Origin of the sequence: Escherichia sp. WS568 (assembly GCF_046486085.1) — a bacterium.
Lineage (GTDB): Bacteria > Pseudomonadota > Gammaproteobacteria > Enterobacterales > Enterobacteriaceae > Escherichia > Escherichia coli.
Genome location: NZ_JBJQMC010000018.1, coordinates 11,645 through 25,728 on the forward strand (window position 1 = coordinate 11,645; position 14,084 = coordinate 25,728).

The 14,084-nt window shown below is 52.1% G+C and carries 16 protein-coding genes and 1 pseudogene; 8 read left to right on the forward strand and 9 right to left on the reverse strand.

From position 1 onward, the window contains the following. Positions 1-105 precede the first annotated feature (105 nt). Complete coding sequence (gene ybbP / locus ACJHWR_RS18175; protein WP_000561873.1) at positions 106-2,520, reverse strand: putative ABC transporter permease subunit YbbP; 2,415 nt, start codon at positions 2,518-2,520, stop codon at positions 106-108. Then, the gene (gene ybbA, locus ACJHWR_RS18180; protein WP_001110574.1) at positions 2,517-3,203 is read right to left on the reverse strand and encodes a putative ABC transporter ATP-binding protein YbbA; all 687 of its coding nucleotides are present in this window, start codon (positions 3,201-3,203) and stop codon (positions 2,517-2,519) included. Before ybbA ends, ybbP begins: the two co-directional genes overlap by 4 nt. Between ybbA and tesA the strand changes: the two genes are divergently transcribed. Genes tesA through cnoX form a run of 3 tightly spaced genes read left to right on the forward strand, consistent with a single transcriptional unit; the run spans position 3,174 to position 5,511 of the window. Continuing rightward, entirely contained in the window at positions 3,174-3,797 is a 624-nt protein-coding gene (gene tesA, locus ACJHWR_RS18185) for a multifunctional acyl-CoA thioesterase I/protease I/lysophospholipase L1 (protein WP_001295836.1), read from the forward strand. The two genes, ybbA and tesA, sit on opposite strands and share 30 nt — an antisense overlap. Beyond that, the gene (ybbO, locus tag ACJHWR_RS18190; protein WP_000148933.1) at positions 3,787-4,596 is read left to right on the forward strand and encodes an NADP(+)-dependent aldehyde reductase; all 810 of its coding nucleotides are present in this window, start codon (positions 3,787-3,789) and stop codon (positions 4,594-4,596) included. The genes tesA and ybbO overlap by 11 nt, the downstream gene beginning before the upstream one ends. Before the next feature lie 60 nt (positions 4,597-4,656). Continuing rightward, entirely contained in the window at positions 4,657-5,511 is an 855-nt protein-coding gene (gene cnoX, locus ACJHWR_RS18195) for a chaperedoxin (RefSeq protein ID WP_001295322.1), read from the forward strand. A 179-nt stretch (positions 5,512-5,690) separates the two neighbouring features. On the opposite strand, the gene fetB is transcribed toward cnoX, so the two are convergent. Together fetB and fetA are read right to left on the reverse strand one after the other, a co-directional pair. Then, complete coding sequence (fetB, locus tag ACJHWR_RS18200) at positions 5,691-6,470, reverse strand: iron efflux ABC transporter permease subunit FetB (protein WP_001295323.1); 780 nt, start codon at positions 6,468-6,470, stop codon at positions 5,691-5,693. Then, on the reverse strand, positions 6,457-7,134 hold the full coding sequence (fetA, locus tag ACJHWR_RS18205) for an iron efflux ABC transporter ATP-binding subunit FetA (protein WP_012311584.1): 678 nt from the start codon (positions 7,132-7,134) through the stop codon (positions 6,457-6,459). The genes fetB and fetA overlap by 14 nt, the downstream gene beginning before the upstream one ends. Before the next feature lie 145 nt (positions 7,135-7,279). On the opposite strand from fetA, the gene ACJHWR_RS18210 reads away from it, so the two are divergent. After that, a complete protein-coding gene (locus ACJHWR_RS18210) occupies positions 7,280-8,197 on the forward strand; it encodes an SPFH domain-containing protein (protein ID WP_000904502.1) in 918 nt (305 codons plus the stop codon). Then, positions 8,194-8,652 (forward strand): NfeD family protein, encoded by a 459-nt coding sequence (locus ACJHWR_RS18215; RefSeq protein WP_000970324.1) that lies wholly within the window; start codon positions 8,194-8,196, stop codon positions 8,650-8,652. The genes ACJHWR_RS18210 and ACJHWR_RS18215 overlap by 4 nt, the downstream gene beginning before the upstream one ends. A 102-nt stretch (positions 8,653-8,754) precedes the next feature. Here ACJHWR_RS18215 and ACJHWR_RS18220 read toward each other — a convergent pair whose 3' ends face one another. Continuing rightward, positions 8,755-9,117, reverse strand: coding sequence for a hypothetical protein (locus tag ACJHWR_RS18220; RefSeq protein ID WP_001001644.1), 363 nt, complete (start codon positions 9,115-9,117; stop codon positions 8,755-8,757). A 365-nt stretch (positions 9,118-9,482) separates the two neighbouring features. Between ACJHWR_RS18220 and ACJHWR_RS18225 the strand changes: the two genes are divergently transcribed. From ACJHWR_RS18225 to ACJHWR_RS18235, 3 genes are read left to right on the forward strand one after another with little or no spacing between them, the layout of a single operon-like run. Continuing rightward, entirely contained in the window at positions 9,483-10,499 is a 1,017-nt protein-coding gene (locus tag ACJHWR_RS18225; RefSeq protein ID WP_000859803.1) for a YadA family autotransporter adhesin, read from the forward strand. 53 nt (positions 10,500-10,552) lie between these two features. Next, positions 10,553-10,975, forward strand: a complete 423-nt coding sequence (locus ACJHWR_RS18230; RefSeq protein WP_001339231.1) for a hypothetical protein — start codon at positions 10,553-10,555, stop codon at positions 10,973-10,975. Then, positions 10,972-11,175 carry a hypothetical protein gene (locus tag ACJHWR_RS18235; RefSeq protein WP_000664216.1) on the forward strand — a complete coding sequence of 68 codons (204 nt, stop codon included), beginning with the start codon at positions 10,972-10,974 and terminating at the stop codon, positions 11,173-11,175. Before ACJHWR_RS18230 ends, ACJHWR_RS18235 begins: the two co-directional genes overlap by 4 nt. Before the next feature lie 3 nt (positions 11,176-11,178). On the opposite strand, the gene cueR is transcribed toward ACJHWR_RS18235, so the two are convergent. The 4 genes and pseudogenes from cueR to glsA all read right to left on the reverse strand — a co-directional run bounded on the left by cueR (position 11,179) and on the right by glsA (position 13,938). Beyond that, positions 11,179-11,586 (reverse strand): Cu(I)-responsive transcriptional regulator, encoded by a 408-nt coding sequence (gene cueR / locus ACJHWR_RS18240; RefSeq protein WP_001026752.1) that lies wholly within the window; start codon positions 11,584-11,586, stop codon positions 11,179-11,181. Continuing rightward, a pseudogene (locus tag ACJHWR_RS18245) lies at positions 11,583-11,680 on the reverse strand (hypothetical protein); the annotation flags it as partial. The pseudogene ACJHWR_RS18245 and the gene cueR, both read right to left, overlap by 4 nt. A gap of 30 nt (positions 11,681-11,710) precedes the next feature. After that, positions 11,711-13,003, reverse strand: a complete 1,293-nt coding sequence (locus tag ACJHWR_RS18250) for an APC family permease (RefSeq protein WP_000982164.1) — start codon at positions 13,001-13,003, stop codon at positions 11,711-11,713. A gap of 2 nt (positions 13,004-13,005) precedes the next feature. After that, entirely contained in the window at positions 13,006-13,938 is a 933-nt protein-coding gene (glsA, locus tag ACJHWR_RS18255; protein ID WP_000883035.1) for a glutaminase A, read from the reverse strand. Between the last annotated feature and the right edge of the window lie 146 nt (positions 13,939-14,084).

Consider the following 14,084-nt stretch of genomic DNA (forward strand, 5'->3'; position numbering starts at 1 on the left):
CATGCCGGATGCGGCGTGAACGCCTTATCCGGCCTACGGTTAAGTGCAGTTTTGTAGGCCTGATAAGACGCGCCAGCGTCGCATCAGGCAATCTAACGCCTGTCATCATCCCGCAAACTGCCTGAACAGCGCCTTACCCTTAACCAGTCGCGCACCCAGCCAGCCGCCGCAAAGCGACAGCAGCAGCGCACCGCTGCACGGCAGCACAATCCACAATCGCCAGTCTGGCTCCCACGGGAAATCAAACACTTTCGCCTGCAACACTGCCAGCGCCGTTTCCGCACCAATTGCGGCCACCAGGCCAGAAACAAACCCAAGCATGGCGAACTCACACCACAATGTCGTGCGCAGCAGCTTTTTCCCCGCACCGAGTGTGCGCCACACCACCAGCTCCTGATGACGCTGACGCATTCCCACCTGCACCTGTGCCAGCAACAGCAACATACCGCAGGCGGTGACCAGCACCACCATCACCTCCAGCGCCCGACTTACCTGCTCCAGCACCTGACCGACCTGTTTTAAAATCGCGCCAATGTCTAACAGGCTAATGGTCGGGAACTGGCGGTTGAGTTGCGTCAACATGCCGTTGCCATTCTCCCAGCGGAAACTGGTAAGCCAGCTCTGCGGTTGCCCGTCTAATGCCCCTTCAGGGAAAATAAAATAGAAATTAGGCCGCAGACTTTCCCAGTCCACTTTGCGCAGGCTGGTCACTTTAGCGCGGAACTCCTGGGTATCGCCCATAAAAGTCACGGTATCACCGAGGGCAACGTTTAAGCGTTTCGCCAGCCCCTCTTCCATCGACACTTCATCGGCTTTTGGCGGCCAGTTACCGGCGACAATCGGATTATGATCGGGCCGCGTATTTTGCCAGGTAAGATTGAGTTCGCGATTGAGCGCCTCATCTTCATTGCCTTCTGTCGGCTTGCCGTTAATCGCCGTCAGTCTCGCCCGCACCACCGGATAAAACGATTCCGGGACTATCTGATGTTCCGCGAGGAACGCTTTTAGCGGTGCTACCTGTTCTGTGGCGATGTTAATTAAAAAGTAGTTCGGGCTTTCTGGAGGTAGCTGCTGCTGCCAGCGGTCGAGCAGATCGCCACGCAACACCAGCAGCAGTGCCAGCAGCATAAAGGAGAGCGAAAATGCCGAAAGCTGGCTTAACGTTGACCACGGCTGACGTAACAGGCGGCTAACCGCCAGGCGCAGAGGCAGCGATTTCAGCGTCATGCGGCGAAGTACATTCAGCAGCATCCAGCCCAGCACACCGCACAGCAAAGCCAGTACTACCGCGCCCGCCAGCACCGCCCAAAGCAGCATGCTGCCACCCATTAATCCGGCGAGCAGCAGCACAACCACTACACTGACAATCGGCAGATAAAACTTCAGCGGCCAGACGTTCGCTACCACATCATTACGTAATACGCGTAAAGGCTGCGTTGCCAGCAACAAGCGGTATGGTCGTAGCCCCACCAGCAGCGAGATAACCGTCATGGTGCCGAGCGCCCACAGCCACGGCCAGAGGCTGGCTGGCGGTAGTGCGGCAGGCAGAACGGGCTTGAGCAGCACCATCAACACGTTTTCGAACAACAGGCCTATCGCCCCACCGGTAACGGCTGAAAGCGTCAGCACCATCAACCACTGACCGACGATTAGCTTACGCAGTTGCGCTCGCCCTGCCCCCAGCGTTTTGAGGATCGCCACCAGATCGTAGCGACTGCGACAGTAATGATTCATCGCCACCGCCACCGCTGCCACTGCCAGCAGCAAGGTCAGAAGCGCAGAAAGCAGCAGGAACTGTTGCGAGCGTTCCATCGAGCGCCCCAGCGCGCCTTCGTCCTGTTCCAGACCGTACCAGCGTTGTTCGGGTTTAAGCTGGGGTAACAACCATTTCTCATAGCCGTCGAGCTGGTTCTCGTTGCCGCCGAATTTATAGCGCCAGGTGACCCGACTTCCCGGCTGCACGGCTCCGGTTTTATCGACATCCGCCAGATTCATCATCAGACGCGGAGCCATCTGGAAGGGGTTAAAACCGGAATCCGGTTCCTGAATCACTTCTCCGGCAATCCGCAAGGTGGCATCGCCCACGTCAATGGTGTCGCCCGTTTTCAGGTTAAGCAGTGCCATCAGGCGTGGGGCCAGCAATACGCTGCCCGCCTGCGGTTTCAGGCCTGGGGGATTGGTTTGCAGATCGCCATACATCGGGTAGATATCATCCACCGCTTTGACGTTCGCCAGCTGCGGTGTGTCGCCTGCAAATGTCATGGTGGCGAAAGTCAGCTGCTTGCCGACTTTCAGGCCGCGCTTTTGCGCTTCCTCCAGCCACGCTTGCGGCACTTCGCGCGAACTGCGCAACGCCCGATCGCCCGCCATAAACTCCCGGCTTTGCTGGCTTAAGCCCTTCTCCATGCGATCGCTGATATTGCCCAGCGCCAGCACGCAGGCCACCGCCAGGCTTAGCGCCAGCCAGACAATTAATAGCGACGGCGAGCGCCATTCGCGCCAGAACCAACGTGCAATCATGTTTCCTCCTGCAACTGCCCGTTCACCAGCCGTAAGCAGCGGTCGCAGCGTGCCGCCAGTTGCAGGTCGTGGGTCACCATAATCAACGTGGTGCCATGTTCACGGTTGAGGGAAAACAGCAGGTCGGCAATTTTATCGCCCGTCTGGCGGTCAAGATTGCCGGTGGGTTCGTCGGCAAACAGCACATCAGGCCGACCATTAAAAGCTCGCGCCAGCGCCACTCGTTGCTGTTCGCCGCCGGAAAGCTGTGCCGGAAGATGATCCAGACGTTTACCCAGTCCTAACTGTTCGAGCAACGCTTTTGCCCCGTTACGACTTTCTGCGCTACTCTCACCACGCAGCAGCGCCGGAAGCTCGACGTTTTCCAGCGCGTTAAGGGTAGGAATTAACATAAATGACTGAAAAACAAAGCCTACGTGCTTCGCGCGCAACTTTGCCCGCGCTTCTTCGTCCATATTATGTAGCGGTTGTCCCACCAGACTCACTTCGCCACTGCTGCCGTCATCCAGCCCGGCGAGGATCGCCAGCAAGGTTGACTTACCCGATCCCGACTCGCCCACCAGCGCGATGGTCTCGCCACGTTTGACAACCAGCTCAACTCCGGTGAGGATGGAGAGTTCATGCTCCCCCTGACCGACGGACTTCTTAAGATGATGAACTTCAACAATGTTTTCCGCTGGCATTTGCCCTTCCTGTTCCTGGTCCTGTTAACCTTCCGTGCCGCTGCAGCGGACACGTTATTGATTCTGGGTGATAGCCTGAGCGCCGGGTATCGAATGTCTGCCAGCGCGGCCTGGCCTGCCTTGTTGAATGATAAGTGGCAGAGTAAAACGTCGGTAGTCAATGCCAGCATCAGCGGCGACACCTCGCAACAAGGGCTGGCGCGCCTTCCGGCTCTGCTGAAACAGCATCAGCCGCGCTGGGTGCTGGTAGAACTGGGCGGCAATGACGGTTTGCGTGGTTTTCAGCCACAACAAACCGAGCAAACGCTGCGCCAGATTTTGCAGGATGTCAAAGCCGCCAACGCTGAACCATTGTTAATGCAAATACGTCTGCCTGCAAACTATGGTCGCCGTTATAATGAAGCCTTTAGCGCCATTTACCCCAAACTCGCCAAAGAGTTTGATGTTCCGCTGCTGCCCTTTTTTATGGAAGAGGTCTACCTCAAACCACAATGGATGCAGGATGACGGTATTCATCCCAACCGCGACGCCCAGCCGTTTATTGCCGACTGGATGGCGAAGCAGTTGCAGCCTTTAGTAAATCATGACTCATAAAGCAACGGAGATCCTGACAGGTAAAGTTATGCAAAAATCGGTCTTAATTACCGGATGTTCCAGTGGAATTGGCCTGGAAAGCGCGCTCGAATTAAAACGCCAGGGTTTTCATGTGCTGGCAGGTTGCCGGAAAGCGGATGATGTTGAGCGCATGAACAGCATGGGATTTACCGGCGTGTTGATCGATCTGGATTCACCAGAAAGTGTTGATCGCGCAGCCGACGAAGTGATCGCCCTGACCGATAATTGTCTGTATGGGATCTTTAACAATGCCGGATTCGGCATGTATGGCCCCCTTTCCACCATCAGCCGTGTGCAGATGGAACAGCAGTTTTCCGCCAACTTTTTCGGCGCACACCAGCTCACCATGCGCCTGTTACCCGTGATGTTACCGCACGGTGAAGGACGTATTGTGATGACCTCATCGGTGATGGGATTAATCTCCACGCCGGGTCGTGGCGCTTACGCGGCCAGTAAATATGCGCTGGAGGCGTGGTCAGACGCACTGCGCATGGAGCTACGTCACAGCGGAATTAAAGTTAGCCTGATCGAACCCGGTCCCATTCGTACTCGCTTCACCGACAACGTCAACCAGACGCAAAGTGATAAACCTGTCGAAAATCCCGGCATCGCCGCCCGCTTTACGTTGGGACCGGAAGCGGTGGTCGACAAAGTGCGCCATGCTTTTATTAGCGAGAAGCCGAAGATGCGCTATCCAGTAACGCTGGTGACCTGGGCAGTAATGGTGCTTAAGCGCCTGCTGCCGGGGCGCGTGATGGACAAAATATTGCAGGGGTGAGTTGAAGCGCGCGCTTAAGCCCCCATGTCAAAGAAAATATCGACAACAGAGAGCGACTCCATGTCCGTAGAAAATATTGTCAACATTAACGAATCTAACCTGCAACAGGTTCTTGAACAGTCGATGACCACTCCGGTGCTGTTCTATTTTTGGTCTGAACGTAGCCAGCACTGTTTGCAGTTAACCCCAATTCTGGAAAGCCTCGCGGCGCAGTACAACGGGCAATTTATTCTGGCGAAGCTGGACTGCGACGCGGAGCAGATGATTGCCGCCCAGTTTGGTCTGCGCGCGATTCCGACCGTGTATCTGTTCCAGAACGGGCAACCGGTAGACGGCTTCCAGGGGCCGCAACCGGAAGAGGCGATCCGCGCCCTGCTGGATAAAGTGCTGCCGCGCGAAGAAGAGCTGAAAGCGCAGCAGGCGATGCAGCTGATGCAGGAAGGCAATTACACCGACGCCTTGCCATTGCTGAAAGACGCCTGGCAGTTGTCGAATCAGAACGGGGAGATCGGCCTGCTGCTGGCAGAAACGCTGATTGCGCTGAACCGTTCTGAAGATGCTGAAGCCGTGCTGAAAACCATTCCTTTACAGGATCAGGACACCCGCTACCAGGGGCTGGTGGCGCAAATCGAACTGCTGAAGCAGGCGGCAGATACGCCGGAAATTCAACAGCTGCAACAGCAGGTGGCGGAGAATCCAGAAGATGCCGCACTGGCGACGCAACTGGCACTGCAACTGCACCAGGTTGGGCGCAATGAAGAGGCGCTGGAGTTACTGTTTGGGCATCTGCGTAAAGATCTCACCGCCGCAGACGGTCAGACGCGTAAAACGTTCCAGGAGATCCTCGCTGCGCTGGGTACAGGTGATGCACTGGCGTCGAAGTATCGCCGCCAGCTGTATGCGTTGTTGTATTGAGTTTCCGTTGAAATGCGATGTGCTGGTTTGTAGGCCTGATAAGACGCGCCAGCGTCGCATCAGGCATCCGCGCATAGCCGCCGGATGCGGCGTGAACGCCTTATCCGGCCTACCAAACCGTGCTAATTCAATACATTGCAGGTGCCATGTAGGTCTGATAAGACGCATCAGGCATCGCATTATTTCTTCTTCAATTGCGTCACCACCAACTGGTGGCGCGAATTATAAAATTTACGATAGGTTAAATAGCAGGCAATAATGGTCGACAGGCTGGCAGTTGAGAGCAGCATAAAGGTCACCATAATCTGATATTTAATCGCCTTCACCGGATCAATCCCGGCAAATATCAGCCCGGACATCATTCCTGGTAAACTCACTAAGCCAACCGTTTTTGCTGAATCGACCGTCGGAATTAAAGCCGCGCGAATACTGTCGCGAATCAATATCGCTGAAGCCTGTTTCGGCGTCGCGCCAAGACTCAGTTTCTCCTGAATCTGTTGCTGTTCGCTAATCACGCGTTGCCCTAAATTGTTGTAACACAACCCCACCGCTACCATGGCGTTACCGGCTATCATCCCGGCGATAGGGATCACCTGCATCGGGATAAATTCAATCGACCCTGAGAGAATCAGCACCGCCAGGGTAATTCCCGCCCCGACCGTAATGGCAATAAACGATGAGATAAAAGCTTTAGCAATATATTTACTGCGTTTTTGCGCATTCCACGCCGCATTAAAGCAGATAAATAACACCATCAATAATGTCAGGCTGGCATCATCCACGCTGAAAATATACTTCAGCACATAGCCGACAATAATCAGCTGAATTATCGCGCGCCCGACGCTCCAGAGAATATCTTTCTCCAGCGCCAGTTTTTCTTTATGGCTAATTAAGATTGCCACCACCACCAGCATTAATGCCAGTGCCAATGATTCGTTAGTAATATTATGCGAGTTCATAGCGTGCTTCCTGCATTTCTCCGGCATGCGGTTGCAGTGTAATCACCTTATCCGCATGATTAATTTCGTCTTTATCGTGTGTCACCCACAGCACGGCAATATTTTGCTCGTGCACATAACGATGGATCATCTCATTAACGTTATGTTTATTACTTTCATCCAGCGCACTGGTGATTTCATCCAGCAATAAAACCTTCGGCATAAATTGAAGATTACGAATCAATGAGATGCGTTGTTTTTCACCACCAGATAGCTCGGCGATATTTTTCGTCAAAATGGTGTCCGGCAAAGCGAAGCGTTCGAGAAAATCGAGAAAAATGGCTGGTTCAGGCTGCTGGTTACGGATCTGCCAGGGAAAGATCAGATTATCGTATACCGTATCGCCAAACAGCGTCGGCGTCTGGGCGCAGTAAGACACTTGCTGGCGGTAGATTTCTGGCTTTAGTGTGCTGACATCCTCACCTTCAAACAGTAACGTTCCGCTGGTTGGGCTGATCAATGAAGCAACTATTTTTAGCAGCGTACTTTTGCCACAACCAGAAGGACCGGTAATTAACTTAAATTCGCCAGCACGCAGCGAAAAATTGATGTTATTAAGAATCTTCGCATCACTCGCCAGATATCCTACGTTTTGTAGCTGAAGCAAAGGACTATTTTCCTGCATCACTGTTCCCTTTTTCTGATTTTTACTAAAAACAGTTTATCCTTCGCAGGAATAAGGGGGAACTCTCTTTCAGTAATCAGGTATAATTTGTTTAATCAAGCAGCAATTTTGCTGATTATGGACGGTACAACAGGAGGTTTTTCCGATGCTTATCTTTATCCCTATTCTCATTTTTGTCGCGCTGGTCATTGTCGGCGCGGGCGTCAAAATCGTGCCGCAGGGCTATCAATGGACGGTAGAGCGTTTTGGTCGCTATACCAAAACGTTACAGCCAGGTCTAAGCCTAGTGGTGCCCTTTATGGATCGCATTGGTCGCAAGATCAATATGATGGAGCAAGTGCTCGACATCCCTTCCCAGGAAGTTATCTCGAAAGATAACGCCAACGTTACCATCGACGCCGTGTGCTTTATTCAGGTGATTGATGCCCCGCGCGCCGCTTATGAAGTCAGCAATCTGGAGCTGGCGATCATCAACCTGACCATGACTAACATCCGTACCGTGCTGGGTTCAATGGAACTTGATGAAATGCTCTCTCAGCGCGACAGCATCAACTCACGCCTGCTGCGTATTGTCGATGAGGCCACCAACCCGTGGGGGATTAAAGTCACCCGTATTGAAATTCGCGACGTGCGCCCACCGGCAGAGCTTATCTCTTCAATGAACGCGCAGATGAAAGCGGAACGTACCAAACGCGCTTACATCCTTGAAGCGGAAGGGATCCGTCAGGCGGAAATCCTCAAAGCCGAAGGTGAAAAACAGTCGCAAATCCTGAAAGCGGAAGGTGAACGTCAGTCGGCATTCTTACAGGCCGAAGCGCGTGAACGTTCTGCCGAAGCGGAAGCCCGCGCCACCAAAATGGTGTCTGAAGCCATTGCCTCCGGCGATATTCAGGCGGTGAACTACTTCGTCGCACAGAAATACACCGAAGCGTTACAGCAGATCGGTTCCTCCAGTAACAGCAAAGTAGTGATGATGCCATTAGAGGCCAGCAGCCTGATGGGGTCGATTGCCGGGATTGCCGAGCTGGTGAAAGACAGCGCCAACAAACGGACTCAGCCATGATGGAGTTAATGGTCGTTCATCCACATATTTTCTGGCTCAGTCTCGGCGGGTTGCTGCTGGCAGCCGAGATGCTGGGCGGAAATGGTTATTTGTTGTGGAGCGGCGTGGCAGCGGTGATTACCGGCCTGGTGGTCTGGCTGGTGCCGCTGGGTTGGGAGTGGCAAGGGGTGATGTTTGCCATCCTGACGCTGCTCGCCGCCTGGCTGTGGTGGAAATGGTTGTCGCGGCGGGTGCGCGAACAAAAGCACAGCGACAGTCATTTAAACCAGCGCGGGCAGCAGCTGATTGGCCGACGTTTTGTGCTGGAATCTCCGCTGGTCAACGGGCGCGGTCATATGCGCGTCGGCGACAGTTCATGGCCTGTCAGCGCCAGCGAGGATCTCGGTGCAGGTACGCATGTTGAAGTCATTGCGATAGAAGGGATAACGCTGATCATCCGTGCGGTCATCGCCTGATGCGACGCTGACGCGTCTTATCATGCCTACAAAATATGCCCGAATCGTAGGCCAGATAAGGCGCTTGCGCCGCATCCGGCATATAGCCGAGTAGAGGCAAAATTACTCTTCCCGGCCTTTACCCATACTTTTTTGGTCTTCATCCGGATAGTGTTTTTTTAGATATTCCAGGACGTTTTTATTGACCTTGTGTTGGGTATACACCCACCCTTTCCAGTAATCAGGTTGGTCCAGGTAAACTTCTGGCGGAATGGTGAAATCAGAAAGCGTTAACCATTCGGCTAACAGATCGGGGTTTCGTTTCTGGATCAACTGCAACAGCATGATCAGCGACATGGCAGAGGCAGGAGCCGTACTATCGCCGCTTAAATACTTCCACACTGTCGACCGGTTCGAACGAAAAAGGATCGGTAGCAATGCCCGGTCCAGATTCATTTCATTAAAAATCTTCTCAAATTCATTCATTTAAATTTCCTGCCTGGCGTAAACCTCTTAAAAATTGAGATTTATCAAAGAAACGCATTTTAGCACACATCAGGAACCGCTTCACGTTTAGTCCAGAAACAGAATTTATTTCGCTTATCAAAACAAGTCTTTACTCTTTTTTACATTGAAAGAGCACGAAATAATTTCCTTTTTTATTTATATAAGAAACTATTTTTGTTCCTTATTGGTGGTGTTTACGCTTACACAAGACAAAAATGCGCTTTACATCACACAAATGGCGGCGTAGATTTCGATCAAATTGCAACGCAGTTTATTTCTTAAAACAATATTATTTGTTTCTTATAGAAACATTAATGCGACTTATTTTGAACAAGAGAAAATGAATGAAAACTGTAAACGTAGCTTTACTGGCACTCATAATTTCAGCAATATCCAGCCCTGTTGTTTTAGCTGGTGATACCATTGAAGCGGCGGCAACAGAGCTTTCAGCCATTAACTCTGGCATGTCGCAATCGGAGATTGAGCAGAAGATTACCCGCTTTTTAGAACGCACAGACAACAGCCCCGCTGCGTATACCTATTTGACTGAACATCACTACATCCCTTCTGAAACACCTGATACCACTCAGACTCCCACTGTCCAGACAGATCCTGACGCAGGACAAAAAACCGTTGCCGCTACAGGTGATGTACAGACAACCGCCCGTTATCAGAGCATGATCAACGCCCGACAGTCTGCGGTAACTGATGCCCAGCAAACGCAAATTACAGAGCAACAGGCGCAGATCGTAGCCACACAAAAAACGCTCGCCGCGACTGGAGATACGCAAAATACCGCGCATTATCAGGAGATGATTAATGCCAGACTGGCGGCTCAAAATGAGGCTAATCAGCGCACTACCACGGAACAAGGGCAGAAAATGAATGCACTGACAACCGATGTGGCAGCACAACAGCAAAAAGAAAGGGCTCAATACGATAAACAAATGCAAAGTCTGGCGCAGAAGTCTGTCCAGGCACATGAGCAAATTGAAAGTCTGAGACAAGATTCCGCACAAACGCAGCAACAGTTAACCAACACGCAAAAACGGGTCGCAGATAACAGCCAACAAATTAACACGCTCAATAACCATTTCGATTCTCTGAAAAACGAAGTTGAGGACAATCGTAAAGAAGCCAATGCGGGAACTGCATCTGCCATTGCTATCGCCTCACAACCACAGGTGAAAACCGGTGACGTGATGATGGTGTCAGCGGGAGCGGGAACGTTCAACGGTGAATCTGCGGTGTCTGTAGGAACATCTTTTAATGCCGGAACGCATACGGTACTTAAAGCAGGTATTTCTGCGGATACACAATCTGATTTCGGTGCGGGTGTCGGCGTGGGATATTCGTTCTAATTTTAACAGCAATTTCTTATTCGCAATTTTCCGCACATTATTTAAGGTTAACAATGATGAATAGCTCCATTAAATCGTTTTCCCTGCTGGCGGTTATATTACTGGCTGGCTGTAGTTCACCCACTTCCCGCATCGCAGATTGCCAGGCGCAGGGCGTCAGCCATGACACCTGTTATCTCGCAGAACAGCAGCGTCAGACGGCTATTTTAAGTGCATCCGAGGCGCAGGCATTTAAAAATGCAGAAGCCGCACAACATGCCCAGGCGGCAAAGAAAGCCATTTATAAAGGATTTGGCATGACCTTTAGAATGAGCAGTAAGAACTTTGCTTATCTCAATGATTCATTATGTGCAATTGATGAAGACAATAAAGATGCCACTGTTTATCAGTCAGGTCTTTATAACGTCATTGTTTATCACCACACGGGAAAAGTCGCCTTAATGAAGGAAGGTCAGTTTGTGGGTTATTTAAAATGAAGGAGCAAAGGAAAATCCCCCTGACGCATATTATGATTATCGGTGCGTTTATTTTTGCCTTCTTGCAAGTGGTGTTATTAGCCTCCCTGGTTCACGCTGTGAATGTTAACAACGAAATCCAGGAAGGCTTATTTCAGTCGGGGCGCATTATGGTAGAAAGTTTGCAGCATATTCTTTCGGTGCAAACGGGGATTAACTGATTTTCACCCCGCCCGATGATGACAGCAGCCGGAGAGATTTTCGATAATCGGGCAGTCGGCGCTGTCATCACCGGGGCAGGCATTCGCCAGCGCCAGTAGCTGGTTGCGCATGGATTGCAGTTCTTCGATATGCCGTTCGATCTCCGCTACCTTCTCCAACGTACGACGTTTGACGTCGGCACTGTGACGCTGCGGATCGTTAAACAGATTCACCAGCTCGCCGCTCTCTTCCAGGTTAAAGCCCACCTGGCGTGCCTGCCGCAGTAAGGTCAGTTCGTTGAGATGCTGCTGCGTGTAGGTTCGATAACCATTTTCGCTGCGCATCGGCGGCGTCACCAGCCCCTTCTCTTCATAGAAGCGGATTGCTTTGCTGGTCAGGCCGGTAATTTTTGCTACATCGCTAATGTTCATCGTTCGCGCAACGCCTCCTGTGCTTTGTTAAAGGGTTTCAACAAATATTCAAGCACGTTTTTTTGCCAGTGCGAATATCGACCGCCACCACAATAATACAGGAAGTACTGCGCACAGAGAGGTGTTATACGGTTTTATTGCGCTTCATGACCATTGCCACAATAAGGCTGAGTAAGATTGCGCCAATAATCCATATCAACGCACGGCTGCCCTGGGACCACAGGCTGTAGATAAAGCCAACGATCACCAACAACATCACCGACGTACCAACGATAAGAATCGGCAACGAGGCGTGAATATCATGACGCAGGCGGATCGCCACCACAAACACCGCCAGATAGCAGATCAAAAAGGTGGCGCTGGCAACGCTGGCGAGTGAGCCTAAATTCAGCGCCGCCGTCATCAGCATAATCAGCACCACGACAATGATGTTGCCCCAGGTACTCTGCCGCCACAGGGATTTATTCATTAGCTTCGGCAGTTCGCGTTCGCTGCCCATGTTGTCCATGATGTTAAACACGGCGAACAGGTTCGCGTTGATGGCTGAAGCCGTCGCCAGTAAAGCGCCGATGACGACGATCACATAACCCACATGCCCGAGCAGCGGAGAAGCAGCCTGCGCTACGGCGGTATCGGCATATTTTTCTAACTCTAATGCCGATACATCGCTAAGCAAAACCAGCGCCAGCGAGATATAAAGCAACGTGGTAACGCCAATCGCCACCAGAAACGCCCGTGGCATAATGATCTGCGGATCTTTCACTTTATCCGCCGCGTTCGCCATCATGCCAAAGCCCGCATAGGCAAGGAAGGTTATCCCAATACAGGAGAAGAACGCACCGGAGCTGGGGGGCGCAGAGACGGAAATATGTGCCGGTTGCAGCGACCAGACACCTGCAATGATCAGCAATAACAGGATCATCATTTTAATGCCGACGAGGATCACTTCCAGCCGCCCTACCGCATGGTTGCTTAAGGAGTTGAAAAGCGTCATCACCGCAATGATCCCCAACGCGTAGAGCAATATAAGGTGCTCCTCCTGACTGCCTTCATGCAAAAACTGCACGGCATAAGCGCCAAAAGCACGGGCGACCATGGCGATGCTCACCGCCAGCGTCAACAGGTACAATAACGAGAGTGCCAGCGAAAAGACGCCGTTGCCTAATCCGCGACGAAAGAAGTCGATAATACCGCCATTGCTGGGATAGCTCGCCCCCAGGCGCGCATAGGCATAACCGGAAAACATCGCCACAATACCGCCAAAAGCAAAGGCGACCCAGGTCGAGGCTTCCATTAGCAACGCAGCCTGCCCCAGCAGCGCGAAGATCCCCGCCCCCACCATTGCCCCAATGCCGATGGAAACGACGTTCCATAGACCGAGGGGTTTGTTACCGTTATTACCTTCCGTGTTCATCATGATCAGCCCTTAAACACGTTATAGCCGAGTTGCTTAGCGACCGATGCCACCATTTTTTGACCGCGAACACTGTTGCCTTCTTCGTCCAGCGGTGGTGAGAACGCGGCAATTCCCATCACGCCAGGGACGACCGCCAGAATACCGCCACCTACACCGCTTTTGCCCGGTAAACCAACGCGATACGCCCAGTCACCGGAGCGACCATACAGCCCTTCCATCATCATTTCGGCCAGAATGTACGGCACGTTGTCGGCCTGAAGAACGCGTTTATGCGTCAGCGGATTCACTCCCCCCGCCGCCAGCGTCGCGCCAAGCGTTGCCAGTTCAACAGTATTGATGAGCGTGGAGCACTGACGGGTGTACACGTCACAGGCTTCCATTGCATCACAATAGAGATATCCGGCGGAGTACAGCAGCCAGGCAATGGCCCGGTTATGGAAGTTGGTTGTTTGTTCCGACTGGTTGACTTCATCAGAGAGCGCTACCTGCTCACCAGCCAGTTGTTGTTGGATATGTAAAATTCGCTGCCAGCGTTGTTCGGCATTTTCAGCGTTAATCAGGCTGGTGGTGGCAATAGCGCCAGCATTTACCAGTGGCGACAGCGGTTTGCCGCCATGCAACTCTAAGGCGATAACTGAATTAAAGGGCAATCCGGTCGGGTCAGCGCCAATTTTGTCCTGTACCGCCTGCGGGCCGACATCTTCTAACGCAAGGGCTAACGTACAGACTTTCGAGATGGATTCCAGCGCAAAGCGGTAATCACAGTCACCCGCACTATAGACGTTGCCATCGCTGGTCACGATAGCCACTGCCGCCAGTTGACCAGGTACATTCGCCAGAAAGGGAATGTAATCGGCATTTTGTCCGCCGTTAAGTGAGTGAAATTGGGTGTAAGCCTGATCCACTGCCTGCTGTAATTTGTTTGCATCTAACATCTTTTGTTAACTCCTTTTTATAGATGCGGGAGGTAATTCCTCACCCCGGTGCCGATTTTCAGGCATCCTGATTTAACTTAGCACCCGCAACTTAACTACAGGAAAACAAAGAGATAAATGTCTAATCCTGATGCAAATCGAGCCGA

Coding starts and splice junctions, on each gene's coding strand:
- ybbP (WP_000561873.1), bottom strand. CDS start 2,520: ATGATTGCACGTTGGTTCTGGCGCGAATGGCGCTCGCCGTCGCTATTA.
- tesA (WP_001295836.1), top strand. CDS start 3,174: ATGAACTTCAACAATGTTTTCCGCTGGCATTTGCCCTTCCTGTTCCTG.
- ybbA (WP_001110574.1), bottom strand. CDS start 3,203: ATGCCAGCGGAAAACATTGTTGAAGTTCATCATCTTAAGAAGTCCGTC.
- ybbO (WP_000148933.1), top strand. CDS start 3,787: ATGACTCATAAAGCAACGGAGATCCTGACAGGTAAAGTTATGCAAAAA.
- cnoX (WP_001295322.1), top strand. CDS start 4,657: ATGTCCGTAGAAAATATTGTCAACATTAACGAATCTAACCTGCAACAG.
- fetB (WP_001295323.1), bottom strand. CDS start 6,470: ATGAACTCGCATAATATTACTAACGAATCATTGGCACTGGCATTAATG.
- fetA (WP_012311584.1), bottom strand. CDS start 7,134: ATGCAGGAAAATAGTCCTTTGCTTCAGCTACAAAACGTAGGATATCTG.
- ACJHWR_RS18210 (WP_000904502.1), top strand. CDS start 7,280: ATGCTTATCTTTATCCCTATTCTCATTTTTGTCGCGCTGGTCATTGTC.
- ACJHWR_RS18215 (WP_000970324.1), top strand. CDS start 8,194: ATGATGGAGTTAATGGTCGTTCATCCACATATTTTCTGGCTCAGTCTC.
- ACJHWR_RS18220 (WP_001001644.1), bottom strand. CDS start 9,117: ATGAATGAATTTGAGAAGATTTTTAATGAAATGAATCTGGACCGGGCA.
- ACJHWR_RS18225 (WP_000859803.1), top strand. CDS start 9,483: ATGAAAACTGTAAACGTAGCTTTACTGGCACTCATAATTTCAGCAATA.
- ACJHWR_RS18230 (WP_001339231.1), top strand. CDS start 10,553: ATGATGAATAGCTCCATTAAATCGTTTTCCCTGCTGGCGGTTATATTA.
- ACJHWR_RS18235 (WP_000664216.1), top strand. CDS start 10,972: ATGAAGGAGCAAAGGAAAATCCCCCTGACGCATATTATGATTATCGGT.
- cueR (WP_001026752.1), bottom strand. CDS start 11,586: ATGAACATTAGCGATGTAGCAAAAATTACCGGCCTGACCAGCAAAGCA.
- ACJHWR_RS18250 (WP_000982164.1), bottom strand. CDS start 13,003: ATGATGAACACGGAAGGTAATAACGGTAACAAACCCCTCGGTCTATGG.
- glsA (WP_000883035.1), bottom strand. CDS start 13,938: ATGTTAGATGCAAACAAATTACAGCAGGCAGTGGATCAGGCTTACACC.